This is a genomic window from Streptomyces sp. NBC_00775 (genome assembly GCF_036347135.1).
GTDB classification, from domain to species: domain Bacteria; phylum Actinomycetota; class Actinomycetes; order Streptomycetales; family Streptomycetaceae; genus Streptomyces; species Streptomyces lutosisoli.
The window spans coordinates 4927293-4952731 of the sequence record NZ_CP108938.1 but is presented as its reverse complement, the minus strand read 5'-3'; the positions used below and the strand labels follow the sequence as shown (position 1 = coordinate 4952731).

General features: G+C 69.9%; 22 protein-coding genes and 1 tRNA gene. 20 read left to right on the top strand and 3 right to left on the bottom strand.

The annotated features are described in order from the left end of the window. The first annotated feature begins 191 nt into the window (after positions 1-191). From OIC96_RS22075 to OIC96_RS22030, 10 genes are all read left to right on the top strand, one after another. A complete protein-coding gene (locus OIC96_RS22075) occupies positions 192-785 on the top strand; it encodes a small secreted protein (protein ID WP_330306170.1) in 594 nt (197 codons plus the stop codon). A 165-nt stretch (positions 786-950) separates the two neighbouring features. Continuing rightward, positions 951-2480 carry a class I SAM-dependent methyltransferase gene (locus OIC96_RS22070; RefSeq protein ID WP_330306171.1) on the top strand — a complete coding sequence of 510 codons (1530 nt, stop codon included), beginning with the start codon at positions 951-953 and terminating at the stop codon, positions 2478-2480. A 232-nt stretch (positions 2481-2712) separates the two neighbouring features. Continuing rightward, positions 2713-5160, top strand: a complete 2448-nt coding sequence (locus OIC96_RS22065; RefSeq protein WP_330306172.1) for a serine/threonine-protein kinase — start codon at positions 2713-2715, stop codon at positions 5158-5160. Between the two features lie 109 nt (positions 5161-5269). After that, positions 5270-5467 (top strand): hypothetical protein, encoded by a 198-nt coding sequence (locus tag OIC96_RS22060; protein ID WP_330306173.1) that lies wholly within the window; start codon positions 5270-5272, stop codon positions 5465-5467. 239 nt (positions 5468-5706) lie between these two features. Next, positions 5707-8520 (top strand): type I DNA topoisomerase, encoded by a 2814-nt coding sequence (gene topA, locus OIC96_RS22055; protein WP_330306174.1) that lies wholly within the window; start codon positions 5707-5709, stop codon positions 8518-8520. A 160-nt stretch (positions 8521-8680) separates the two neighbouring features. Continuing rightward, positions 8681-12001 carry a dTMP kinase gene (gene tmk, locus OIC96_RS22050; protein WP_330306175.1) on the top strand — a complete coding sequence of 1107 codons (3321 nt, stop codon included), beginning with the start codon at positions 8681-8683 and terminating at the stop codon, positions 11999-12001. 199 nt (positions 12002-12200) lie between these two features. Further along, positions 12201-13406, top strand: coding sequence for a DNA polymerase III subunit delta' (locus tag OIC96_RS22045; RefSeq protein WP_330306176.1), 1206 nt, complete (start codon positions 12201-12203; stop codon positions 13404-13406). 36 nt (positions 13407-13442) lie between these two features. Further along, complete coding sequence (locus tag OIC96_RS22040) at positions 13443-13595, top strand: hypothetical protein (RefSeq protein WP_330306177.1); 153 nt, start codon at positions 13443-13445, stop codon at positions 13593-13595. Between the two features lie 37 nt (positions 13596-13632). Continuing rightward, the gene (locus OIC96_RS22035) at positions 13633-15219 is read left to right on the top strand and encodes an alpha/beta hydrolase (RefSeq protein ID WP_330306178.1); all 1587 of its coding nucleotides are present in this window, start codon (positions 13633-13635) and stop codon (positions 15217-15219) included. 107 nt (positions 15220-15326) lie between these two features. Further along, positions 15327-15400: transfer RNA gene (locus OIC96_RS22030), tRNA-Thr, on the top strand. A 154-nt stretch (positions 15401-15554) separates the two neighbouring features. Here OIC96_RS22030 and OIC96_RS22025 read toward each other — a convergent pair. Then, complete coding sequence (locus OIC96_RS22025; RefSeq protein WP_330306179.1) at positions 15555-17189, bottom strand: tyrosine-type recombinase/integrase; 1635 nt, start codon at positions 17187-17189, stop codon at positions 15555-15557. A 138-nt stretch (positions 17190-17327) separates the two neighbouring features. Here OIC96_RS22025 and OIC96_RS22020 point away from each other — a divergent pair, with 138 nt between their 5' ends. Beyond that, the gene (locus OIC96_RS22020; protein WP_330306180.1) at positions 17328-17594 is read left to right on the top strand and encodes a DNA-binding protein; all 267 of its coding nucleotides are present in this window, start codon (positions 17328-17330) and stop codon (positions 17592-17594) included. 16 nt (positions 17595-17610) lie between these two features. Beyond that, entirely contained in the window at positions 17611-18573 is a 963-nt protein-coding gene (locus OIC96_RS22015) for a recombinase zinc beta ribbon domain-containing protein (RefSeq protein ID WP_330306181.1), read from the top strand. 19 nt (positions 18574-18592) lie between these two features. Here OIC96_RS22015 and OIC96_RS22010 read toward each other — a convergent pair whose 3' ends face one another. Then, complete coding sequence (locus OIC96_RS22010) at positions 18593-19381, bottom strand: hypothetical protein (RefSeq protein WP_330306182.1); 789 nt, start codon at positions 19379-19381, stop codon at positions 18593-18595. 674 nt (positions 19382-20055) lie between these two features. Here OIC96_RS22010 and OIC96_RS22005 point away from each other — a divergent pair. From OIC96_RS22005 to OIC96_RS21970, 8 genes are all read left to right on the top strand, one after another. Further along, positions 20056-20241 (top strand): hypothetical protein, encoded by a 186-nt coding sequence (locus OIC96_RS22005; protein ID WP_330462135.1) that lies wholly within the window; start codon positions 20056-20058, stop codon positions 20239-20241. A 164-nt stretch (positions 20242-20405) separates the two neighbouring features. After that, positions 20406-21536: a ParB/RepB/Spo0J family partition protein gene (locus tag OIC96_RS22000; protein ID WP_330306184.1), complete on the top strand. Its 1131-nt coding sequence runs from the start codon at positions 20406-20408 to the stop codon at positions 21534-21536. 60 nt (positions 21537-21596) lie between these two features. After that, complete coding sequence (locus tag OIC96_RS21995) at positions 21597-21803, top strand: hypothetical protein (RefSeq protein WP_330306185.1); 207 nt, start codon at positions 21597-21599, stop codon at positions 21801-21803. A 259-nt stretch (positions 21804-22062) separates the two neighbouring features. Beyond that, the gene (locus tag OIC96_RS21990; RefSeq protein ID WP_330306186.1) at positions 22063-22413 is read left to right on the top strand and encodes a hypothetical protein; all 351 of its coding nucleotides are present in this window, start codon (positions 22063-22065) and stop codon (positions 22411-22413) included. Next, on the top strand, positions 22362-22835 hold the full coding sequence (locus OIC96_RS21985) for a hypothetical protein (protein ID WP_330306187.1): 474 nt from the start codon (positions 22362-22364) through the stop codon (positions 22833-22835). Before OIC96_RS21990 ends, OIC96_RS21985 begins: the two co-directional genes overlap by 52 nt. Beyond that, the gene (locus OIC96_RS21980; RefSeq protein WP_330306188.1) at positions 22832-23056 is read left to right on the top strand and encodes a hypothetical protein; all 225 of its coding nucleotides are present in this window, start codon (positions 22832-22834) and stop codon (positions 23054-23056) included. Before OIC96_RS21985 ends, OIC96_RS21980 begins: the two co-directional genes overlap by 4 nt. Continuing rightward, positions 23053-23475: a hypothetical protein gene (locus OIC96_RS21975; RefSeq protein ID WP_330306189.1), complete on the top strand. Its 423-nt coding sequence runs from the start codon at positions 23053-23055 to the stop codon at positions 23473-23475. Before OIC96_RS21980 ends, OIC96_RS21975 begins: the two co-directional genes overlap by 4 nt. A 34-nt stretch (positions 23476-23509) precedes the next feature. Further along, positions 23510-24019 carry a hypothetical protein gene (locus OIC96_RS21970; protein WP_330462134.1) on the top strand — a complete coding sequence of 170 codons (510 nt, stop codon included), beginning with the start codon at positions 23510-23512 and terminating at the stop codon, positions 24017-24019. A 104-nt stretch (positions 24020-24123) separates the two neighbouring features. Here the strand turns inward: OIC96_RS21970 and OIC96_RS21965 are convergent, their stop codons facing one another. Next, a complete protein-coding gene (locus tag OIC96_RS21965) occupies positions 24124-25047 on the bottom strand; it encodes a pentapeptide repeat-containing protein (RefSeq protein ID WP_330306191.1) in 924 nt (307 codons plus the stop codon). Positions 25048-25439: the final 392 nt, after the last annotated feature.

Sequence of the window (25439 nt, the reverse complement as noted above, 5' to 3'; positions counted from 1 at the left end):
GGCCGGTCAGGTGCCGGTCAACGGGCGGGCGTACGGCGTGTATTGATGCGTCGTGCGCCCGCCCTGTGTGTGTTCACACCCTCTTCGTGAGCCTTCTCTCGCTTGGTGCAAATGGCTTCAATAGTGGTCTTAATGGACATTCGGAATGCGGATGTCGCCCACTTGGCGTGTATGTTCCGGGGCCGAGAGCCATGGAAGGGACCAATCCGGTGAACAAGAAGCTCGCGGCCGCACTGTCCGGCGGTGCGGTACTGGTACTGGCGCTGTCGGGATGCAGCAGCGACAACGGCAACAGCGACAAGCTGAACTCCTGGGCCAAGGAGGTCTGCGACGCGGTGCAGCCGCAGGCCAAGAAGATCGAGGCCGCCAACGCCGCGATCCAGAAGGAGACCTCGGACAACAGCACGCCGGAAGCTGTCCAGAAGACGGACGCACAGGCCTTCCAGGACATGTCCGACGCCTACAAGGCGATCGGCACCGCCGTTGACAAGGCGGGCGCCCCGGACGTCACCGACGGCGAGACGAAGCAGACCAACGCGGTCAAGGAGCTCAACGACATCTCCGCGTCGTACGCCGACCTGAAGAAGCAGGTCGACGAGCTCGACACCAAGGACCAGGCCAAGTTCGCGGACGGCCTGAAGGGCATCGCGACCCAGCTCGACAAGCTGAGCCAGAGCGGGAACGACGCCCTGAAGAAGCTTGAGGAGGGGGATGTGGGCCAGGCGATGGCGCAGCAGGAGAGCTGCAAGTCCACGTCCAGTTCTCCGTCGGCCTCCCAGGGCTGAGCCCCGGGGGGAGCGATCCTTCGGTCAGCCGAAAAAGGGCCCGGTACGCGCGCGTGCCGGGCCCTCGGCGTTGCGCCGGAGGTGTCGCGAGGCTCGCGGCGCGCGCCGTCCACAGGTGGCGGCCCTGTCCACAGGTGCACGTCGCTTCCGGCGGGAGCGGACACAATGGGAAGCGTGAGTCATACCAGCCTGTCACCGTTGCCCTCGTCCGACCGCGTCGACGTCGCCGCTCGGCTGCGGGACGCCCTGCTCGGCGCCTCCTTCACCGCCGACGGACTGCTCGATCTGCTCGGAGCCCCCGCGTACGCGGCGCTGGCGCGCAGTGAGACCGTGCCCGCGCTCCGGGCGACCCGCGGGGACACGCCGCTGGAGACGCTCGTACGGCTGTTCCTGCTGCAGCAGCCCGTGCCGCTCGCGCGCGTGGCGGACGTGCTGCCGGTCGAGGACTGTCTGGCGGGCGGCTGGCTGACCAGGGTGGGCGAGGACGAGGTCGCCGCGACCGCGGACGTCCGGCCGTACGGCGGGCCCGGCGGCGAGGACTGGTTCATCGTGTCCGACCTGGGGTGCGCCGTCGGCGGCGCGGGCGGTATCGGCAACCGGGAGGAAGGCGTCGTCCTCGGGGTGGGCGGGGCCTCCACGACCCTCGCCGGCATCACCGTCCGTACGCCCGTCTCCTCCGCCCTCGACCTCGGCACCGGCTCCGGGATCCAGGCCCTGCACGCCGCGCAGCACGCCACACGGGTGACCGCGACCGACCTGAACCCCCGCGCGCTGCACATCACCGCGCTCACCCTCGCGCTCTCCGGCGCCCCGGCCGCCGACCTGCGGGAGGGTTCCCTCTTCGAGCCGGTCGCGGACGACGAGGCGTACGACCTGATCGTCTCGAACCCGCCCTTCGTGATCTCTCCCGGCGCCCGGCTCACCTACCGCGACGGCGGAATGGGCGGGGACGATCTGTGCCGCACGCTCGTTCAGGAGGCGGGGGACCGACTGAACGAAGGGGGATACGCGCAGTTCCTGGCCAACTGGCAGCACGTGGAGGGTGAGGACTGGCAGGACCGGCTGCGCTCCTGGGTGCCGCGCGGCTGCGACGCGTGGATCGTGCAGCGCGAGGTCCAGGACGTCACGCAGTACGCCGAGTTGTGGCTGCGCGACGCGGGCGACCACCGCGACGACCCGGCGGCCTACCAGGCGCGGTACGACGCGTGGCTGGACGAGTTCGAGGCGCGCAAGGTGAAGGCGGTCGGCTTCGGCTGGATCACCCTGCGCAAGGCGGCGGCCGACCGGCCCTCGATCACGGTCGAGGAGTGGCCGCACCCCGTCGAGCAGCCGCTCGGCGAGACCGTGAGCGCGCACTTCGACCGCGTCGACTTTCTGCGGGCGCACGACGACGCGGCCCTGCTCGCCGGACACTTCAAGCTCGTGGCGGAGGTCGTCCAGGAGCAGGTCGGGCTGCCCGGCGCGGAGGACCCGGAGCACGTGGTGCTGCGTCAGAACCGCGGGATGCGCCGGGCCACCAAGGTGGACACGGTCGGCGCGGGCTTCGCGGGCGTGTGCGACGGCACGCTGAGCGCGGGCCGGATTCTCGACGCCATCGCCCAACTGGTCGGCGAGGATCCGGTGTTGCTGCGCGACCGGACGCCCGCGCAGATCCGCCTGCTGGTGGAGCAGGGGTTCCTCGAGCCCGCTAAGTGAAGGGCGGCGGGACCGGGGCGGCAGGACCAGGAGCGTGCGGGCGCCCCGGGGCCGTCCTGACGGCGTAGCTCCTGAGGCGTATCCGTACCGCTGAGCCGCGTGTGCCCGTTCTGGCGGGATTGGAAAGGATTGCTCCGCAAAAGGGCTCCTGTCAGTGGCAGGTGCGAAGCTACCTTCAAGAGACAAGTTCCACGCGTCCTCGGGGGAGGCGCGCTGTCTCGGGGGAGGCGTGATGGCGGGGGAGACGCCGGATCAGGGCGAGGGCAGGCTCATCAGTGGCCGGTATCGGCTGCTGCGGACGCTCGGCGCGGGCGGCATGGGGCGCGTATGGCTCGCGTACGACGAGGAGTTGGCCTGCGAGGTCTCCATGAAGGAGGTCGCGCTGCCGGACATGCCGATGGACGCCGGAGAGACGGCACAGCGCATCGCGCGGGCACGCAGCGAGGCCCGGCACGCGGCGCGCTTACGGGGACATCCCCATGTGGCCACCGTGCACGACGTGGTGGTGCACGAGGGGCTGCCATGGATCGTCATGGAGTATGTGCCGGACGCGGTCGACCTCCAGGCGGTCGTACGGCGGTCGGGGCCGCTGTCGCCCGCGGGGGCCGCCCGGATCGGGCTCGCCGTCCTCGACGCGCTCACCGCGGGACACCGGATCGGCATCCTCCACAGGGATGTGAAACCGGCCAACATCCTTCTGGCGCCGGACGCTTCGGGCGACCCCTACGCGCGCGTGCTGCTCACCGACTACGGAATCGCGCTCCAGCCCGAGTCCCGCGAGCCACGCCTCACCGCCACCGCCGGCATCCTCGGCACACCCGGCTATCTCGCCCCCGAGCGCGCCCGCGGCGAGCCGCCCACCCCCGCCGCCGACCTCTTCTCCCTGGGCGCCACGCTGTACGCCGCGGTGGAGGGCCGCGGCCCCTTCGACCGCCACGGCAGCTACGCGACACTGACGGCCCTGCTCGACGAAGAGCCCACACCGCCGGTCCGCGCCGGTGAACTGGCGCCCGTGCTGCACGGGTTGCTCGTCAAGGACCCCGTCCGCCGGTTCTCGCCGGAGGCGGTCGCGCGGGGGCTGGAGCGGGTGGTGCGGGGAGCGGCGGGCGCGGGGTCCGGGCCACCGCCGGGATGGGAGGCCTCGCCCGCGCAGGGTTCGGCACCGGGCGGATTCGGGCCGCCACCGGGCGCGTTCGGGGCGGCGCCCGACGGATTCGGTCCGACGCCGGGGGGCTTCGGGGCCGTACCCGGCGGCCCGTCCGCGAGCGTGCCCTCGGACGAGATCGCGGGGCCGCCTCCGGGCTATGCGGCAGGCGCACCTCCCGGGTATGCCGCGGGCCCGCCCCCGGGACAGGCGGGGACTCCTTCGCAGGGGCCGTACGGCGGCCCGTACGCGGACCGGGCCGGCGGACCGACGCCGGGCACCCCGCAGCGGCCGGGCACCCCACAGACCCCTGGCGCGCCTCCCACTCCGAACACCCCGCACACGCCGGGTGGTCCGGCCACCCCGGGGACGGGCGCCGCGGCGGGCGGCCCCGCCACACCGGGATCCGGTCCCCCGACGCCGTACGCCCCATGGGGTTCAGCGGCCCCGCAGAGTGCGTACGACTTCCGCAACCCCTACGCGAGCGGCCCGGACTCGCCCTACGCGGCGAGCGGCGCGCCGCCGCCCCACGAGGGCGGTCCGCCCCCGCCGACCCACCCGTACGTGGGCAGCCCATCCGTGCCGCGGCCGTACACGGGCGGTCCGCCCGGACCGCCACCCCCGCCCACGAGCGGCAAGAGGCGCGGCGCCGTGATCGCCCTCGTCGTGGCCGTCGTCCTGGTGATCGCCGGCGGTGCCTGGGCCGCCGTCTCGCTGTCCGGTGGTGACGGCGGCAAGAAGGACAACGCGGCGAAGAAGTCGCCGTCGGCCTCGGCGAGTACACCAACGACGGCGGAGCCGACGGGGCCTGTGTATCCGTACGGCGTGCAGGCGGGCCTCACCGACCCGTTGCAGGCGGGCGACTGTGTGAAGGCGGTCTGGTCGGGCACCCCCTTCAAGTCGGTGCCGAACCTCGGCGTCGTGGACTGCGCCGACGACTGGCCGGACGGCCAGGTGGTGGCGGTCGACACGGCGACCGACTACGCCGACGCCCAGGCCCGGGGCGCGCAGCGCTGCGCGCGGCAGGCCGAGCCGATGGCGACCGCCCTGCCCGACGCGGGCGCCTACGCCCTTCTCCCGACGAAGGCGGGGTTCGATGCGGCCTCCGGCGGTACGGCATGTCTCGTACTCGGGCGGCATGTTCCCATCGGGGGCGAGGTGGGATGGCTCCGGGACAAGGGCATGGACCTGTACGCCGCGCAGATGGCCGTGGGCGACTGCTGGACGTACGTCGACAAGGGGGGCGACTCGTTCCAGTCCCTTCTTACCGATTGCTCCAAACCGCACACCGACCAGGTCGTCGGCTTCGCCGCCGCGCCCGGGAGCATGGACTACAAGAAGGGGATCGACAACGGAGGAAAGCTCTGCAGCAACAAATTCGAGTCGAGTTGGGCGCCCGGATCGGAGCTGAAGACCTACGGCTGGCTGGGCGACAAGGAAGACTGGAACGACGGATTCACCACAGTCGTGTGCACGGTGGGCCACACCGACAACAGCAAAACGACCGGGAAGATACCGACGCCCGGCACGGTCTGAGTGCCCCCACGGGGTGTCGGTTGCCTCGTGTTCACCGCAGGTTCGCATGTGCGCTTCCGGGGCGTGCCAGCCTCCCGACCCTGAGGACTCGGGGCGGAAGGACACACCCATGGAAAGCGGACCGGCGATCTTTGTGGGGACGGTGTTCGCCCTGTTCGGAGGCGCACTGCTGGCCTGGACCGCGGTCCGGCTGCGGCAGGGCGAGCCCGTCGCCCACGGTGTGAGCCGCGTCGCATCGGCGACGGTCGCGAGCGTCGCCGGAACCGGTGCGCTGGTACTCGGAATGTGGTGCTTCACGCGCGCGTGAAGGCCGGTACTCCGGTAACTGGGAGGTCACGCTCCGGATAGACCCGAAAAAGGGCTGGTGGGTACTCCGGGCGGCAGGAATGGCGGTAGTCGGGTTACCGTTCGAGTGGCCGTTGCGGGCTTTTCCCGTTTGACACGGGGGCGGGATGTACCGTCACACTCCGCAGCGTCAGCATGACCCGACCCCCGGGAGCAAAGACCTGGGGAGGATCCCCGCGTCGACCGGAGAGAAGAGCGAAGTTGTCCCCGACCAGCGACACCGCACACGGCGGCCGCCGACTCGTCATCGTCGAGTCGCCTGCCAAGGCGAAGACGATCAAGGGCTATCTCGGCCCCGGCTATGTCGTCGAAGCGAGCGTCGGGCACATCCGCGACCTCCCCAACGGCGCCGCGGAGGTGCCCGAGAAGTACACCGGCGAGGTGCGCCGCCTCGGCGTGGACGTCGAGCACGACTTCCAGCCGATCTACGTGGTCAACGCTGACAAGAAGGCCCAGGTCAAGAAGCTCAAGGACCTGCTGAAGGACTCCGACGAACTCTTCCTCGCCACCGATGAGGACCGCGAGGGCGAGGCCATCGCGTGGCACCTCCTGGAGGTCCTGAAGCCCAAGGTTCCCGTCCACCGGATGGTCTTCCACGAGATCACCAAGGACGCGATCCGCGAGGCCGTCGCCAACCCGCGCGAGCTCAACACGCGCATGGTCGACGCCCAGGAGACCCGCCGCATCCTCGACCGCCTCTACGGCTACGAGGTCTCGCCGGTCCTGTGGAAGAAGGTCATGCCGCGGCTGTCGGCGGGCCGCGTGCAGTCCGTGGCGACCCGCCTCGTCGTCGAGCGGGAGCGCGAGCGCATCGCCTTCCGCTCCGCCGAGTACTGGGACCTGACCGGCACCTTCGGCACCGGCCGCGTCGGTGACAACAGCGACCCGTCCAACCTGGTCGCCCGTCTCACCGCGGTCGACGGCAAGCGCGTCGCCCAGGGCCGCGACTTCGACTCGCTGGGCCAGATCAAGGGCGCCAACACGCTCCACCTGGACGAGGCGAACGCCCGCGCGCTCGCCGCCGCCCTGGAGAACACGAACTTCTCGGTCCGCTCGGTCGAGTCCAAGCCGTACCGCCGCTCGCCGTACGCGCCGTTCCGTACGACGACGCTTCAGCAGGAGGCCTCGCGCAAGCTCGGCTTCGGCGCGAAGGCGACCATGCAGGTGGCACAGAAGCTGTACGAGAACGGCTTCATCACCTACATGCGTACGGACTCCACGACCCTGTCGGACACGGCGATCACCGCCGCCCGCGCCCAGGTCACGCAGCTGTACGGCGCCGACTACCTGCCGGACAAGCCGCGCGTGTACGCCGGAAAGGTCAAGAACGCCCAGGAGGCGCACGAGGCGATCCGCCCCTCGGGTGATCGTTTCCGCACCCCGGCCGAGACGGGTCTGACCGGCGACCAGTTCAAGCTCTACGAGCTGATCTGGAAGCGGACCGTCGCCTCCCAGATGAAGGACGCGGTCGGAAACTCCGTCACCGTGAAGATCGCCGGAGCGGCCGCCGACGGCCGCGACGCCGAGTTCAGCGCCTCCGGCAAGACGATCACCTTCCACGGCTTCCTGAAGGCGTACGTCGAGGGCGCGGACGACCCGAACGCCGAGCTCGACGACCGCGAGCGCCGTCTCCCGCAGGTCGGCGAGGGCGACCCGCTGTCCGCCGAGGAGATCACGGTCGACGGGCACGCCACCAAGCCCCCGGCCCGCTACACCGAGGCCAGCCTGGTCAAGGAGCTCGAAGAGCGCGAGATCGGCCGCCCGTCGACGTACGCGTCGATCATCGGCACGATCCTCGACCGCGGCTATGTCTTCAAGAAGGGCACGGCACTCGTCCCGTCCTTCCTGTCCTTCGCCGTGGTCAACCTCCTGGAGAAGCACTTCGGGCGGCTCGTCGACTACGACTTCACCGCCAAGATGGAGGACGACCTCGACCGCATCGCGCGGGGCGAGGCGCAGGCCGTGCCGTGGCTGAAGCGGTTCTACTTCGGCGAGGGCGAGGCGACCGGTGCCGCCGAGGCCGGCAACGGCGACGGCGACCACCTGGGCGGCCTCAAGGAGCTCGTCACCGACCTGGGCGCCATCGACGCCCGCGAGGTGTCGTCCTTCCCGGTCGGCAACGACATCGTGCTCCGCGTGGGCCGCTACGGCCCCTACGTCGAGCGCGGCGAGAAGGACGCCGAGAACCACCAGCGCGCCGACGTGCCCGAGGACCTGGCGCCGGACGAGCTGACGGTCGACCTCGCGGAGGAACTGCTCGCCAAGCCGAGCGGTGACTTCGAGCTCGGCGCCGACCCGGCGACGGGCCACCAGATCATCGCCAGGGACGGCCGCTACGGCCCCTACGTCACCGAGGTGCTCCCCGAGGGCACCCCGAAGACGGGCAAGAACGCCGTCAAGCCGCGGACGGCCTCGCTGTTCAAGTCGATGTCGCTCGACACGGTGACCCTTGAGGACGCCCTCAAGCTGATGTCCCTGCCGCGCGTCGTCGGCAAGGACGCCGAGGGCGTCGAGATCACCGCGCAGAACGGGCGCTACGGGCCGTACCTGAAGAAGGGCACGGACTCGCGGTCGCTCACCGCCGAGGACCAGCTCTTCACCATCACGCTCGAAGAGGCGCTGGAGATCTACGCGCAGCCCAAGCAGCGTGGCCGTGCGGCCGCCAAGCCGCCGCTGAAGGAGCTGGGCACCGACCCGGTCAGCGAGAAGCCCGTCGTCGTCAAGGACGGCCGTTTCGGGCCGTACGTGACCGACGGCGAGACCAACGCGACCCTGCGCTCCGGCGACAGCGTCGAGGACATCACCCCCGAGCGCGGCTACGAACTGCTCGCCGAGAAGCGCGCCAAGGCACCGGCCAAGAAGACCGCGAAGAAGGCCGTGGCCAAGAAGGCACCCGCCAAGAAGGCCCCGGCCAAGAAAACGGCCGCCAAGAAGACGACGACTTCGAAGACGGCCGCCAAGAAGGCACCTGCCAAGAAGACCGCCGCCAAGAAGACGGCGGCTTCGGAGGGCTGAGGCCGCAGGACGACGGCCGCTTCCGAGGGCCGGATTCCGTGCGCCTGAGCGTGTGCATGAGGTGCCCGGCACGTGTACGCCCCTACACCTTTTGGTGTGGGGGCGTCCGTATGTTCGGCCACCCCTTCGGGGAGTCAGTGGGTCCGGATAGGCTTGCAGGATGACGCGAGCCGAGCAGCCAACGGCCCACACCCCGGCCCCCGACGACGCCCTGGTCGCAGATTCCCGCGAGCGTGCCGTCCGCGCTCTGCTGCGCCAGCCGCAATTGAAGCGGCTGTGGAGCGCACAGCTCGTGGGGGGTGTCGCCGACGCGCTGGCCCTGCTCGTGCTGGTCGTCCTCGCCCTCCAGGCGGCGATCTTCGAGGGTTCCTTCGGCGGTGGCTACCGCGGAGCGGCCTTCGCCGTGGCCACCGTCTTCGGGGCACGCGTCTTCGCGACGCTGCTCTTCGGAGCCGTACTCCTCGGGCCGCTCACGTCGCTGACGTCCCAGGAGGGGCCGCTCGACCGGCGCTGGACCATGGTCGGGGCCGACGGCCTGCGGGCCGCGCTCCTCATCGTCGCGCCCCTGTGGATCGACTGGACCCCGGACAACGCGCTCGCCGTCCTCCTGGTCACCGCCTTCGTCGCCGGCGTCGCCGAGCGGTTCTGGACGGTGTGCCGGGAGAGCGCGGCGCCTGCGCTGCTGCCCGCGCCGCCCCTGGAGGGCGCCACGGTGCGCCCGCTTCCGGACCACATGGACGCGCTGCGGCGCCTGTCGCTGCGTACGGCGTTCATGGCGGTGCCGCTCGCCGCCGCCACGCTCGTCGTGGTGTCGCTCGTCAACAATCTGCTGGGCGCCGGGATCGACTGGTTCGACCAGCACCAGGCGGCGCTCGCCTCGTACGTCGCGGCCGGGCTGTTCGCCGCCTCGCTGTCGGTGCTCACGTTCCTCGAACTGCCCGACGCACGCACCCCGCGCGCGCGGTCGCCCCTTGAGGGACTGCGCCGCCCCAAGACGGGCACCGGCGTCGACAAGGGCCGCACCGGCGCGATTCCGCTGCTCGTCCTCGCTTGCGCGGCGGTCGCCGGGGCGATCTCCGCCGCCGTCGCCGTCTCCGTGCTGCAAGCCAAGGACCTGGGCGGCGGTCCGGTGACGTACGGGCTGCTGGTGCTGGCCCTCACCGGGGGCGTCGTCATCGGCATCCGTACGGCCCCCTCGGTGCTGCCGTCGCTGTCGCGGCGCAGGCTGCTCTCGCTGGCCATCGCCTTCACCGGGGTCGCGCTGCTGGCCGCCGGGCTGGTCCCGGACGTCACCACCGTGTTGCTGATCGTCGCCCTCGCGGGCATCGGCGCGGGCGTCGCCGCGAACACCGGGCACGCGCTGCTCGACCAGGAGACCGAGGAGTACCGGCGGGCGCGCACGACCGAACACCTGCACGCGGTCGTACGGGTCTCCGTGGCGCTCGGCGCGCTGGTGGCGCCGGTGGTGGCCGCCGCGATCGGTCCGCACCGGCTGGAAAACGGCAAGTTCGTGTTCGCGCACGGAGGCGCCGCCTTCACACTGATGCTGGTCGGCGCGCTGCTCCTGCCGGTCGCCGCGCTGGTGCTCGCCAAGGCCGACGACCGCTCCGGCGTACCGCTGCGGCACGACCTGCTGGACGCGCTGCGCGGCGGCGACGACCCCGTGCAGACCTCCGCCTCCAGCGGCTTCTTCATCGCCCTGGAGGGCGGCGACGGAGCCGGCAAGTCCACCCAGGCGACGGCGCTCGCCGAGTGGATCCGCGGCAAGGGCCACGAGGTCGTGGTGACCCGCGAGCCGGGCGCCACGCCGGTCGGCAAGCGGCTGCGGTCGATCCTGCTGGACGTGTCCTCGGCAGGCCTCTCGCACCGCGCGGAGGCACTGCTGTACGCCGCCGACCGCGCGGAGCACGTCGACACGGTGGTGCGGCCCGCGCTGGAGCGGGGCGCGGTCGTCATCTCCGACCGGTACATCGACTCCTCGGTGGCCTACCAGGGCGCGGGCCGTGATCTGTCCCCGACGGAAATCGCCCGCATCAACCGGTGGGCGACGGACGGCCTCGTACCGCATCTGACGGTCCTGCTCGACGTGTCGCCCGAGGCCGCCCGTGAGCGGTTCACGGAGGCGCCCGACCGGCTGGAGTCGGAGCCCGTCGAGTTCCACACGCGCGTGCGGTCCGGTTTCCTGACGCTGGCCGCCGCCGACCCGGGCCGGTACCTGGTCGTCGACGCCGCGCAGGAACCCGAGGCGGTCACCACGGTCGTCCGGCACCGGCTCGACGTGATGCTGCCCCTCTCCGAGGCCGAGGTGAAGGCCCAGGAGGAGGCCCGCAAGGCGGCCGAGGAGGAGGCCCGGCGCAAGGCCGAGGAAGAGACCGCCCGCAAGGCCGAGGAGGAGCGGCTGGAGCGCGAGCGCCAGGAGCAGCTCGCGAAGCTCCGTGCCGAGGAGGAGGAGCGCAAGCAGCGCGAGCTGGAAGAGGCCCAGCGGCGCGAGGCCGAGCGCCAGGCGGAGGAGGCCCGGCAGCGCGCCGAGGAGGCCCGCCGCCGCGCCGAGGAGGAGCGGGTCAGGCGTCTCGCCGAGGAGAAGGCGCGGGCCGCCGAGGAGGAGCGCCGGCGCAAGCAGGCCGAGGAGGAGGCGCGGCTGCGGGCCGAGGCCGAGGAGCGCCGCCTGGAGAAGCAGCGGAAGGCCGAGGAAGCGTTGCTGCGGGCCGAGGAGGCTCGACGGGCGGCTGCGGAGGCCGCGGCGGCGTCGGCGGCTGCGGTGGCTTCCGCTGAGGCCGCGGTGTCGACTGCGTCGGCGACGCCGCCGCCGACGACGGCGAGTGCGGCTGGGACTGGGACCCCGACTGCGAGGGTTTCCGCGCCCGACAACGAGACGACGGTGCCTACGCCGGTTGTGACGCCGTCGAACGCGTCGGGTGGGCGGGCCGTGGACGAGACGGCGGTGTTGCCGCCGGTGCGCGCGGACGAGGGCCTTGCCGGTTCTCGGCCCGGCTCCCGTTCCCGTTCCGGTTCACGTTCCGAGTCCCGGACCGACGTGGAGGAGACGGCGAAGCTGCCGAAGCCGCCGGTGCCGGGAGCGGCGGACGAGACGGCTGTGCTGCCGCCGGTGGTTTCTGGGGCTGCGGACGAGACAGCTGTGCTGCCGCCGGTGGTTTCTGGTGCGGCCGATGAGACGGCGGTGCTTCCTCCGGTACGGGATGGGGGCGCGGGTGCTCCTACGGCGGGCGCTCCCGCCGGTGATCCGGCGGACCGGGTGCCGCCGGGCTTCTTCCGGGACGAGCGGTCGGCGCCGCAGCAGGACGGTCCCAGCGACCGTACGCGCGAGCTGCCCCAGGTCGACGACACCGGCGCCCCGCGGCGTCGGCCCCGCTCCGACTGGGCCGAGGAGACTCCGCTGGACGACCTCCCGACCCTGGCGGACGAACTGCTGGGCCCGCGCGAGGACGATGACTGGGACGAGGGGCGGGGCCGCCGCCGCTGAATTCTGGCGGCGCCGCCGCTGATCCTGGTGGCTGTGGCTGTGGCTGTGGCTACGGCTGTGGTTTGCGGTTGCTGGGATCGGTGGCCGGAGCTGTTGGAACGGCGGCGGAAGGCGCTGGAACGGCGGCCGGCGCCGATTGTCAGTGGCGGCCCGCACAATGGACGCGGCAAGGCAAAGTGCGACGAAAGGGCGGTGCCCCATGCCCGTGTGGGACGACCTGGTGGGCCAGGAGAAGGTGAGCGAGCAGCTCGCCGCCGCTGCCCGGGACGCCGACGCCCTCGTCACGGCGGTCGCGGCGGACACCCCGCTCCCCGAGGCGTCCAAGATGACGCACGCATGGCTGTTCACGGGCCCGCCCGGCTCGGGCCGTTCCACCGCGGCGCGGGCGTTCGCGGCGGCGCTCCAGTGCGTGAGCCCCGACCGGGCCCTCGGCGGAGTCCCCGGCTGCGGCTTCTGCGACGGCTGTCATACGAGCCTGGTGGGCACCCACGCCGACGTGCAGATCGTCCGCACCGACCTCCTCAGCATCGGCGTGAAGGAGACCCGTGACCTGGTCCGCCGCGCCCAGTTGTCCCCGGCGACCGGACGCTGGCAGGTCATCGTCCTGGAGGACGCCGACCGCCTCACGGAGGGCGCGGGCAACGTCCTGCTGAAGGCCGTCGAGGAACCGGCCCCCCGCACGGTCTGGCTCCTGTGCGCCCCGTCCATCGAGGACGTTCTGCCCACGATCCGCTCCCGCTGCCGCCTCCTCACCCTCCGCACCCCGCCCGTGGACGCGGTCGCCGACATCCTCGTACGCCGTGACGGCATCGAGCCCGGCGTCGCGGCGGCCGCCGCCCGCGCGACGCAGGGCCACATCGGCCGGGCCCTCCGCCTCGCCACGGACCCGCGTGCTCGTGAGCGCCGGGCCGCCGTCCTCAAGCTCCCGCTGCGGGTCGACGACATCGGCGGCTGCCTCAAGGCGGCCCAGGAGCTGATCGACACGGCCTCCGAGGACGCCAAGCAGCTCGCCGAGGAAGTCGACGTGAAGGAGACCGAGGACCTGAAGGCGGCCCTCGGCGCGGTCCAGGGCGGCCGGATGCCGCGCGGCACCGCGGGTGTCATGAAGGAGCTGGAGGACCGGCAGAAGCGCCGAAGAACGCGTACACAGCGCGACAGCCTGGACCTGGCCCTGATCGACCTCACCGGGTTCTATCGCGACGTCCTCGCCCTCCAGCTCGGTTCCCGTCTGGCCATCGCCAACATGGAGGCCGAGGACACCCTGGAGCGACTGGCCCGCGGCAGCTCGCCCGAGGCGACCCTGCGCCGCATCGACGCCATCGCCGCGTGCCGCGAGGCCCTCGACCGCAACGTGGCGCCGCTGCTCGCGGTCGAGGCGATGACGATGGCGCTGCGGGCGGGCTGACCGGCGCCCGGCGCGCGTAACGTCGTTGGTGACGTCGTGCGTGACGCCGATGTCGTACGTGACGGGGTGCGTGACGTCGACGTCGTACGTGACGGGGTGCGTGACATCGACGTCGTACGTGACGGGGTGTGCGACGCAGGGCGCGAGGAGTTGACCGAGTCACTCGTACGAGGGCGCATAGGCGACTGAAGGTGATCAAGTGATCGCGCAAGGTTACGCTCGCCAGATGCACATCAGGCGTCCCCTTCGGCCGACCCGGCCCGTCCGTACGAGTGGCGTGCTGCTGGCCGCCGCCGCGCTGCTCATCTCGGCCTGCTCCGCCGGGAGTTCGTCGTCCACGGCGACGTCCACGGCGGACGCCGTGCTGGCCGCGCTGCCGCGCTCCACGCCGTCGACGCTGTCGCCGTACTACGGGCAGAAGCTGAACTGGCGCACCTGCGGGGTCCCCGGCTTCGAGTGCGCCACGATGAAGGCGCCGCTCGACTACGCGAAGCCGGGCTCCGGCGACATCAGGCTGGCGGTCGCCCGCAAGAAGGCGACGGGGCCGGGCAAGCGCCTGGGCTCGCTGATGGTCAACCCGGGCGGGCCGGGCGGATCGGCGGTCGGCTATCTGCAGGCGTACGCCGGCATCGGCTACCCGGCGGAGGTCCGCGCCCGTTACGACATGGTCGCCGTCGACCCCCGCGGCGTGGCCCGCAGCGAGCCGGTCGAGTGCCTCACCGGCCGCCAGATGGACACGTACACGCAGACGGACACGACGCCGGACGACACGAAGGAGAGGGGGCAACTGGTCGACTCGTACAAGAAGTTCGCCGAGGGCTGCGGCCGGCGCTCGCCCGAGCTGCTGAGGCATGTCTCCACGGTGGAGGCGGCCCGTGACATGGACATCCTGCGCGCGGTGCTGGGCGACCAGAAGCTGACGTATGTCGGGGCGTCGTACGGGACGTTCCTGGGAGCGACGTACGCCGGTCTCTTCCCGGAGCGGGTGGGCCGCCTGGTCCTGGACGGAGCGATGGACCCGTCCCTGTCCGCCCGCAAGCTGAACGAGGATCAGACGGCGGGCTTCGAGACAGCCTTCCAGTCCTTCGCGAAGGACTGCGTGCACCAGAGCGACTGCCCGCTGGGCGGCGCGGGCACGAGCACGGAGCAGGTGGGCAAGAACCTGAAGGCGTTCTTCCAGCAGCTGGACCGGGCGCCCATCCCGGCCGGCGACGCGGACGGCCGCAGGCTCGGCGAGGCGCTCGCGACGACGGGGGTGATCGCGGCGATGTACGACGAGGCGTCCTGGCCACAGCTGCGGGAGGCGCTCACCTCGGCGATGAAGGAGAAGGATGGCGCGGGTCTGCTCGCCCTGTCCGACAGCTACTACGAGCGTGACGCCGACGGCAGGTACGCGAACCTGATGTACGCCAACGCGGCCGTGAACTGCCTTGACCTCCCGGCCGCCTTCTCCACCCCCGACCAGGTGGAGAAAGCCCTCCCCGCCTTCGAGAAGGCGTCCCCCGTCTTCGGCGAGGGCCTCGCCTGGGCCTCCCTGAACTGCGCGTACTGGCCCGTGCGGCCCACCGGCGAAGCCCACCGCATCAAGGCGAAGGGCGCGGCCCCGATCCTCGTGGTCGGCACCACCCGCGACCCGGCGACCCCGTACCCCTGGGCCCAGTCCCTCGCCTCCCAGCTCTCCTCCGCCCGCCTCCTCACCTACGTCGGCGACGGCCACACCGCCTACGGCCGCGGCAGCGACTGCATCGACTCCACGATCGACCGCTACCTCCTCCAGGGCACCCCTCCGACCAAGGGAAAGCGCTGCTCATAGCCCTGCGGCAGGCCCCGGGAGCGGGTGCCCCGGGGTGTGTACGGAGCACCCTTGGAAACTGTGTAGACTTACCGACGTTGCTGATCGCACCATAGTGCGGACAGCGTGCCGCCTTAGCTCAGATGGCCAGAGCAACGCACTCGTAATGCGTAGGTCTCGGGTTCGAATCCCGAAGGCGGCTCTGTGGAAGCCCCAGAACTCACTCGCCGTGATCTGGGGCTTTTGCTTTTCCTTGACTGACTCGTGGTCTAAACCACTGCTCCATGACGTGTGTACGAGGGCCAGATGGGGCCCAGATGGGGCCCGCGCGGGCCCGAGTGGGGCCCGGCGGCCCGTCAGGCGACGCGCCTGCGCTGCCTCTTCGCCCGCATCGCCTTCTTCGCGGCTTGCTTCTCAGCCTGCTCGGGCAGCGCCGTCTTGTAGGTGTCGGCCGTCGTCTCCACCGAGGCGTGCCGGAGCGCCACCTGTGCCGCCGCCTCCGCCTTCCGGTAGGCGGTGATGAGGTCCAGGGACGCCGAGGCGGTCGCGGCGTGCATCTCGGGCAGCACCGTCTGGTAGGTGTCGGTGGTCATGCGCATGGAGGCGTGCCCGAGCATCGCCTGCACGGCCTTCGGGGCGACGCCGGCCGCGAGCGCCATGCTCGCCGCCTCGTGGCGGCCGTCGTGGAGGCGGATCGGCGGCAGCCCGGACAGTTCTACGAGCCGGTCCCAGCGGTCGGTGAAGAACTGCGGGTGGTACGCCGTGCCGTCCTCCTTGGTGAAGGCCCGGTTGCCGGTCTTGGCGGGCACGCCGGCCTCCGCCCACTCCTGGCGCTCGGCGGCCTGCTTCTTGCGCCACGCCTGCAGCAGCATCGCTGAGTCCCGGTTGAGCTTGATGTCGCGGACGCTGTCGGCCTTCGGGTCGTCCTCGTGGACTTCGTAGGAGATCGAGACCAGTTGCTCGCTGATGTGGATGATCTCGTCGGCCAGGTCCACCTCGTCCCAGGCGAGCGCGGCCAGCTCGCCGCGGCGCAGGCCGTGGAAGAGGACCAGGTGCCAGGCGGGGAAGTGGCGGTCGTCGACGATGAAGTCCAGGAACTCGGCGGTCTGCTGCAGCGTCCACACCATGACCGGGGACGGCTTCTCCCCGGTGCGCTTCCAGCGGGCCACACGTGGCGGGGTCCAGGCGAGCGCGCGAGGCTTGGTCACCTTGGGGAGGGTCAGGAGCGTCGCGTAGTTCTTGGCGATCAGCTCCTCCTTCACCGCGTCGCTGAGTGCCGAGGACAGGGTGGCCCTGATGCTGACCATGGTCGCCGGGCCGGTGGTCCGCTGCAGGTTCTTGCGCCCGGCCAGGTAGTTGTCGCGGGCGGCCGTCCACAACCCCCGCAGGCGGGCCCGCTCCGCCTTCTCTTCCTTCGTGCCGGTGGGGGCTGCACGCCAGGCTGCGGACGCGGCGTCGGCGCGGGCTTTGAGTTCGGCGACCTTGGCCCTGTGCTCCACGCGGCGCTCGTTGTCGGAGACGATCCAGTCGAACAGGCCCTGGGCGTGGCGGGCGCGCAGGTTGCGCATCTTCAGCGCGCCGAGGTGCGGCACGAGGTACAGCTCGATGTCGCGTTCGTACTCGTGGGCGGTGGTCCGCTTCAGCTCGGTCTTCTTCTTCTTGAGCCAGCGGGCCAGGAACTCGGTGACCGTCTCGTCCGACAGGACGTTCACTCCGGCCTTGGAGGCCCGCCACACCTCCTCGGCCTTTGCGGCGGCGTCGGCCTGGGTGGCGAAGCCGCCCTCGCGGGGCCGCTTGCGTTTGCCGTCCCCGCCGCGCTCCAGCTCGATCTGGTAGTACCACGAGCCGTGGCTGCGCTCCTTGTGCCGGGGGCAGTTGCGGTCCAGGTGGCCTATCTTCTGCTGGCCGTTGTCGTCCAGGACTGGCCTGCCGTCCTTGTCCACCAGCGGGCCCTTGCAGGCGCACCTTTTGAACGTCTTGTCTTCGAACACACCGTCCCCCACCCCTACGCCGGGTTGTCACTGTGGGCGCACATTCTTCCCTAGCGTTGCTTGGTTGGACTCCCTGATATCGAGGTCCCGCATGTATGGTGTGGCACATGTTGGCGCGGGGGAGACGGCGACAACGAGATGACTACGACGAGCACTCTGGCCGGCGATCAGCGCGGGATGAGCCTGGACGAGGTTCTGGCACTGCCTGCGACGGTCAACGTCGTGACCGCGGCCCGCGCACTGGGCATCGGGCACAACAAGGCGTACGACCTGATCAAGGCTGGTCAGTTCCCTGTGCGGACGCTGATGATGGGGAGCACGATCCGTATTCCGACGGCCGCCTTGTGGGAGGCGCTTGGGATCGGCTCGCTGCGTCAGGGAGGACCTGCGCGGGCGGCTGGATGAGTAGGGAACAGGTGGCATGCCGCGTTTGTACGGCTTCGACAACCAGGCTCTGACGCGTGTTCGCGCCGAGGAGCGGCAAGTCGTACGTGAGGCCGTCGGCCGTATCCGGGCCGGACAGTCACAGGCTGAGGTTGCGGCCTGGATGACGGTCGAGGGCCACCGGGGCACCATGGGCGGCGAGTGGACCTCCATGACGCTCGGCCGCCTGCTGGACAATCCGTCGATCGCCGGATTGGAGCGGGATCCTGAAACCGGCGAACTGCGCGAGACCGGCCGGGAGAGGCTGATCGAACCGGAGGAGTTCCTGTGGCTGCAGGAGAACCGACCGAGCCGGCTTGGCAGTATCCGTAGTGGCCAGTCCCGCGAGGACGACTACGAGTACCTGCTGACGGGCGGGGTTGGTGAATGCGGTGAGTGTGGGCAGCAGTTGACCGGTGGTCGCACGAGCGCGGGCACGCCGTCCTACCGCTGTCCGACCAACTTCGAGGGGCGGGGCGGATGTGGCAAGGTCCGCATCACAGCCTCGCTGCTTGAGGACTATGTGGCAGAGCATGTTCTCGGTGAGCTGGCGCGCCCGGGTGCACTGGCCGCGCTGGAGGCGGCCCGTGCGCGCCTGGCCGCAGAGGCCGACCAGGTGCGCACCCGGATCGCCGAGCTGGAGAAGTCGCGGATCGAGCTTGCCGAGCCGTATGCGAAGGGCGAGCTGGCGCGGAGCACTTTCCTCGCCACGGACCGGGCCATCGGGCAGAGCCTGAAGGAGAGCCGGGCGAAGCTGCGGTTCCTGGAGCAGGCCGTGGATGTGCCGCTGGGCGGGGTCGAGGATCTGGCGCGCTGGTGGGAGCACGCACCGCACCGCTCGAAGCGGGCCCTGGTGGTGCTGCTGGTGGACAAGATTCAGGTCCATCCGGCGCGGGCGCGCGGGGTGCGGGATGTGGACAACCGGGTCACGCTGACCTGGCGAAACGCTGTCGCCTCGTAGCCGGGCTATGCCGAGTGCGTCAGTCCTGCACGTCGTGGTCGGGGGATGTCGCCCACCAGTAGATGACCTCGTTGAGGGTCTGCGCGCCGAGCCTCTTGCGGAGCTGTCCCAGCTGCTCGTTGATCCAGGCCGGGCCGATCCCGAGGTTCTTGGCAGCTTGCGCCTGCGTGCGGCCCAGGCAGAGCTCGCGCAGGATCGCCCGCTGGGCGGGAGTGGTGACAAGGCCCTTGTCTTTGCCGCTGTCGCCTCGGCCGTACCACGGCTGGGCGCGCTCCCAGAATAATCCGAAGACGTATGAGGTCCGCGCCACGATCAGCGGTTCGGAGATCATGACGGCTTTGTCTGGGGGAGTCTCGCTCTCGCCGGTGCACGCGGGGATGAAGGCCACGCGGCGGTCGAAGATGATGCTGCGGGGGAAGCGGCCGTTGAACGTGCGGATTTCCCCGCCGGCGGCCGCCATCGCGTTCGCCCAGTCGCCGACCGTGGCGACGCGGCGGACCGAGCTGTGGTACAGCGTCCGCATGGGCAGGCCCCGCTTGAGGGCGCTGCGGTCACGGTCGAAGGAGAACGACAGGTCCTCGGGTGTGCGCTGGCCGGGCTGCGCGGCGATGATCTCAGTGCGCGCGGCGGCGTGTTCGCGGGCGATGTGCTCGTTGATCGCCTCGCGGCCGGTCAGGAGCTGGATCGACTCGTGTCGCTCCCTCGATGCCTGGAACTGGTCCCGCACGGTGGCCAGGAATCCCGGCATCGCGGCCGTGTACGTGGCCAGCGCGGCCAAGTGGTGGTGGACTTTGTCAATCATGTCCATGGCCGGAAATCGAGGCTCGATGGCGCTGTAGAGGTCGTCGCCCGAAGGGCTATCCACTGCCAGACCCATAGTCAACAGTTCGGCCAAACCCGGAGTTTCGGGGAGCACGGGCTTGCCGTCCAGTATGAGCTGGTAAACCTTCGACGCCTGAACGGACAGATCAGGCAGGTCGGGAAGTTGTGGCACCTAACATCCCCTGAATTGTGCGTCTGGTGAAAGTACGGTAACTCTTCGGCTTGATCTTCGCCACAACTCCATCACAAGGTGTTGGTTGACATGCGCAGAGCGCGAACTGAGCGGCTCAGCCTGGTAGTTGCTGGCTGCTGTCTACGCGCGGCGCTCGATTCCCATTGCTTGTGAACCTCAGGGGTATGAGTGGTTATCAACCGTGTTTTCCGAATCTCTGCTGCCGTCGCGCTCACCGTGCTGGCCGTCCTTGTCGGGGTGGAACAGGGGCATGTGACGTCGCGTCATGTCGAAGCTGACGCTGACACGACCTGGTCCGTGCCTGCGGACACCACCGTCGGCGACGGCACGACGGTCCAACTGGACGACACCACCTGGTAGTTGCGCGACTAGCACCCGTAGGGGCGGGCGCCTGGGGGGAAGCATGTTGAGTGGTGATCGTGCATGTGGCCGAAGGCGGGGGAACCCGCCGAGGGGAGGGGAGTGCGGTGTCGATCGATCCGGCACGCATCCGGAAGCGCATGAAGGAGGCCGAGTTGTCCGGCCGCCCTGAACTAGGTGCCCGCGAGGCGACGGCGGCGTTGTATGTGCTGGCCGTCGTGATCAAGGAGGACCCGCAGGACGTCATTCAGGAGCAGCCCTGCGAGGTGGAGGCGCTAGTGCAGGCGAGCTGAACAACTCGCATGCGTCGGGGCGGGCATCTCTCGGTGCCCGCCCCGACGTATGCCCTGACCTGCGAAAATTGCCCCGAAAAATCTGGCCCAAGGCCGAAGAGGCAGCTAAAATAAGAGGACGAGGGGCGGGAAGCGCCCCCGACCACGGCCTCTTGGAGCGAGCCATGACGATCACGACCCTCCCCCTCGACCGGATCCACCGCAACGAGCGCCAGCCGCGCGAGTTCTTCGAGCCGGGCGCCCTGCAGGAACTCGCCGACTCCATCAAGCGGTTCGGCCTCATGCAGCCCATCGAGGTCCGCAAGGACGGCGAGGCCGGCGGCTACGAGATCGTCGCCGGTGAGCGCCGCTGGCGCGCGCACCAGCTCGCCGAACTCACCGAGATCAAGTGCATCGTCACCGACGACGACCTGACCGCCCTGGAGCGTTTCAAGCGGTCGGTCGCCGAGAACATCAACCGCGCCGACATGACGCCGATGGAGGAAGCCAAGGCGTTCCGCCGGATCCTCGACGAGCAGAAGGGCGCCGAACCCAAGGACGTCGCCAAGGAGTTCGGCAAGTCCACGCAGTACGTGACGCTGCGCCTCGCACTCCTCGACCTGACCGAGGAAGTGCAGCAGCACGTCAACTCGGGCGCGATCGGCACCCAGGCCGCCGTCCAGATCGCAGCCCTGACGCCCGGCAACCAGGCCGCGGTCATGAAGAAGTGGGCCAAGGGCGCCTTCGCCGGCGACAACGAACTGGTGCACTTCGCGTACGCGCTCAAGCAGCAGCAGGGTCAGATCGTCGCCATGATCATGGAGGAGATGAGCCCCGAGGAGCGCGAGGAGCGGCAGCGCGAGCGCACCAAGACCCGGTCGAACATCGACCGGATTGAGCAGATCCTCGGCCTGCTGGAGGAGCTGGCCAAGGCGGACCCGATGAAGCTGGCCCTGGCCCTGGAGGGCGAGGTCGGCAAGCGCGTGGACCAGATGGACCGCGTCGCCGACGCGGTTGCCAAGGCACGGTTCAACATGCGGCAGGCCAAGGCGCACGCCGAGGCCCGCGAGATCGCCAGCCTGAACCCCGACGCCGAGCACACGAGCCTCGCCGCGGCCAAGCCCAAGGCCCCCGCCGAGGCCGCCACCCCGGCCGTGCCCGCCGCCGATGCCGCGACCGCCGCGTCCAAGCCGAAGGCCCCGGTCAAGCGCGCCCAGGCCAAGCCCGCCGCCGCCAAGCCGCAGGTCCCGGCCCGGCGCAAGGCCCCAGCCAGGCCGAAGGCCCCGGCCAAGCGCGCCGCCTCCGCCACGGCCTGACCCGAACCGGCCCGCCCGGGGGCGGGCCGGGCCATGCCCCAACCACCGAAGGGAAACCCTGTGAGCGACACAACCGGCCGCCCCGAATGGCAGCGCATGAAGCCCCAACACTTCGGCGCCCCCAACAAGGTCAGTCAGGACGCACTGTTCCTCGTCGACGAGCCCGACGCCTGCGGCACCGACGCCCTGGACGGCTACGGCTTCGGCGCCGTCCTGTGGGCCAACCAGCCCGATACGCCCCAAGCCGCCGCCGACCCCACGGCCTAGATGTGCCACAACACTCGATCGTGGTACGTTCTGCTCGCTGATCGGGAACGGCCGCAGCCGCGGGACCGGCCCGTCAGCACTGCCGTGGCATGCGGCATCCCCCAACGGTGTCTGGCGGGTGGCAACCCCCCGCGCCCTGCCTGCCAGACACCGGCACCGCCCGTGCGGCGCCGTACGGGGACGCCGCGCCACGCACCCGCGAATGGACCCGCCCGCGCCGCCAGGCAGGGCGGGTCCCCGCGTACCCAGGAGAAACCTCGTGAGCGCGACCTACCGCTGTGACCATGCCGCCGACCCCGAGCTGTTCGAACGGCTCATGAGGGAACGCTACGGGCCGCTGGACAAGGTCCTGGCCGAACGCAACCAGCCCGGGCCGCCTGGCCCTGACCCTGCCCGGAGACGAAGACACCTGATGGCCCGCTCCTGCACATCCACCCCCGACCCCGACGCGGCCGAGCACCTCGCCGACCTCAAGGAAGCCATCGCGCAAGGCCCTCTTCGCGGACCCGCCCCAGTTCTCAAGCACCCGCCGGCTCCCGGCATGACCTGGTGCCATGCGTGCGACGGCTGGTGCACGGCGCAGGGCATCTGCGGCTGCAACAACCGGTAGGCGAGGCCTCGTTGCGCTACTTCAACGGTGGTGTCCCCGGGCTGGCGCCCGGGGACCTCATCACCCCCAGCCCCCCGCACGTCGTCGACGGCTGCAAGGTCTGCGAGGCCCGCGCCCAGGGCCTGACCGCCACCGTCGGCGGCAAGGCCGTCGACCCGCCGACCGGACGCCCCGACCGGGTCTACATCACCACCGACCGCGACTACGCGAGGTTTTACGCCTCCCGCTACTGGTACGGCGACCTCTACACCGTCGAGCCGGCCGGCGAACCGCAGCCCTCCACCGAGGATCCGTTCCCCACCTGGTGCCTAACGTCCGCCCGTGTCGTGTCCGTCTACACGCGCGCCGTGCTCCTCACCCCCGGCCAACGCCGCTCCCTGCTGCACCGCTGGTTCCACGCCGACATGGCGCGCGCCCGATGAGCCGGGCCCGCCCCCGGTCGCAGCGGCCGCCCGTCGAGCAGATCCGCAACCTGATCGACCGGACCGAAAGCCACGTCCTCCCCGCAGACGAGGCCGCGCGGCTGCGCGCCGGCGTCGAGCACCTGATCGCCAGCCAGACCGGACTGGCTGCCCAAGTCACCCGGCTCACCCGGCAGCTTGCCTCCGCCGTCCTCCCCGCCGACGACAGGACCCGCACATGACGACAGCCGCCTCCCCGCTTCACGAGCTGCGGGCCGACATAGACACCTGGGCCGAACCCATTGAGCCCCGCGAAGCCCTGGTCGCGGCCGAGTCGATGATGCAGCGCCTGGCCGCCGAGCACGCGGCGGCGCTCGACGCCGCCTACCGCGAGCGCAACCACCTCGCCGCATGGCTGGCCGCCCTCCACCTAAGCTTCCTCGCGCCTGCTGAGACGGGCACACCACCGCCCAGAATTACCTGCGGTCCGCACCCGCACGACATTGCTGATGCTTTTAGGTTCCCCGTGGTAAGTGGGATACTGAAGCTGTGTCGGAGTCTCCCTGGCAGTGTTCTTCGCTGTGACCTCGCGAAGAGGGATGATTATGGTGAACACGCAACAATCTTCCGCAGCAGTATCTCATCCGATCCGGGTGGGTAGTGGGTTCCTTGCCCTAGGTATTGGGCTATTCCTCTTGCTTGTCGCATACGTCGTCACCGACGTCCTCGGTATGGTCCCCAACGGGTTGGATCCTATTGTTGTCGCGACGCTCGCTCTTCTTGCAGTTGCATCCGTGGCCGCCTCTCGTGCTGGGCCGCTGCAGGAGGTAGCTGCTGGCGCCTTCCGTATTCGATTCTTTGAAAAGAAGATCGAAAAATTGGAGGACGACGTCGGCACGTTGGAATTTGTCGTGCGTGGGCTCGTTACCAGACACATGCTCTCCCACCTGAGGAAGCTCGCAGATACCGAGAGTGACTGGGTACGTTTTCGGTGGTCGATGTACAGCGAGTTGGAACATCTTCAAGACGTTGGCTACGTGGTTCCGAACGATGAGCGAGGACTGCAGGCTCTGATTTCAGACCACGAGCATTCCGACGAGGAGTTCCATCTCAAGAGGTATTTGCAACTCACGTCGACTGGTTGGGAATATCTGAGGGCTTGGGAGAAGGTTTCTGGCGAGGCGGGGAAGCTCGCCCACATCTAGTACGCTTCAAGCTCTGAGGTTAGCTCGAGTAATAGTGTCACCTCACGGGGTGTCGGTTAATGAAATCAAACCAGGATCCAGATCCCGATACCCCGGCCGTGGACTCAGCGCCGCGATGACGGTAGCCCACGAACCCCGTCCAACTTTGCCCCGTCCAACTTTGCCCCGTCCAGGTTCGCCCCCGTGAGGTTCGCCCCCGTGAGGTTCGCCCCCGTGAGGTTCGCCCCCGTGAGGTTCGCGGCCGTGAGGTTCGCCTTCGTCAGATTCACGTAGGGCAGGTCTGCCCCGGTCAGGTTCGCGCTGGTCAGAACTGCGTCGGACAGGTCCGCACAGACCTTCCAGCGCCGACCGTTGGTGGTCCCAAGGGCGCATAGTCTCGCGTGGGCCAGGTTTGTGGTGGACAGATCTGTCCCATGGAGTTTCGCGCCGTACAGGGTCGCAACCGAGAGGTTTGCGCCGCGCATATCCGAGTGGCGGAAGTCCACATACGAAAGCTCCGCGCCGCTGAGATCTGATTCCTCAAGGACTACGTCGTGGAAATTGATGTTGGTTACAGCGGTGTTGTAGTACCGCGACATACCCATTGGCTTCAGCCTACGCAGATTCGTGCGGCTCAGGTCGACCATCTCCCCGCTGCGGCTGTCACGGCCGTTACCCACCACATTTATCGCCGCCTGGACATCGGTAGGCGGCGAGTGTTCTGTCGACGTGGCCTCTGTCTGTTTGGCACCGGATACCGGAATGGGCGCGTGTTGACGTACGTACGCAGCCAGTACTGAGATGACAGTGAGATGGTCCCGAGAGGAGTCCTCCATGATGCGCTGCAGGGCATAGATTCCCCCCAGCCTCATGTCCACGGACTGTGATCCCAGATTTGTGATCGCGGCGTTGAACCGGTTGGTGATCTGCCCCTGCTCGCTGATTCTTAGTTCCTTGCTGGACTGCCCCACCTGCATCCAGGTGAACAGCAGCGCGGCCAGCGCAGCCAGCCCCGGCAAGCTGACCGCCACCAATCCGACCCAGTGCATTTGGTTGCCGACCGTGGGCCCTCCCGTCCCTAATCGCCGATTCCGTTGCCGCCGACGTTGCCCCTCGGCACGCCGATGTGCGATCCGGCGCAGCCGTCCGATGCCAAGGTGCCTCGTCACCTTCCCAATGGCACGCCACAGAGCCGAAGCAGTCATGACGCCACACCGCCAGGGCACACGAACGGGCGTCCGCAGGCCGAAACGTGCGGCATACAACGCAAAAGCGAGGCGCGGGAACCATCAGCCCGAACTGTCACAGGAGTGGAATGCCTGTCCTGGCCAGCCCGTAACCCCGGTCCTTGAACCTCTCTAGTTCTCACCCCTCCACGTCGCTGGGGTTGCAGCGACTACCGAGTTTGAACTCGGGTTGTCGCAGGTGAGAGCGCTATGTT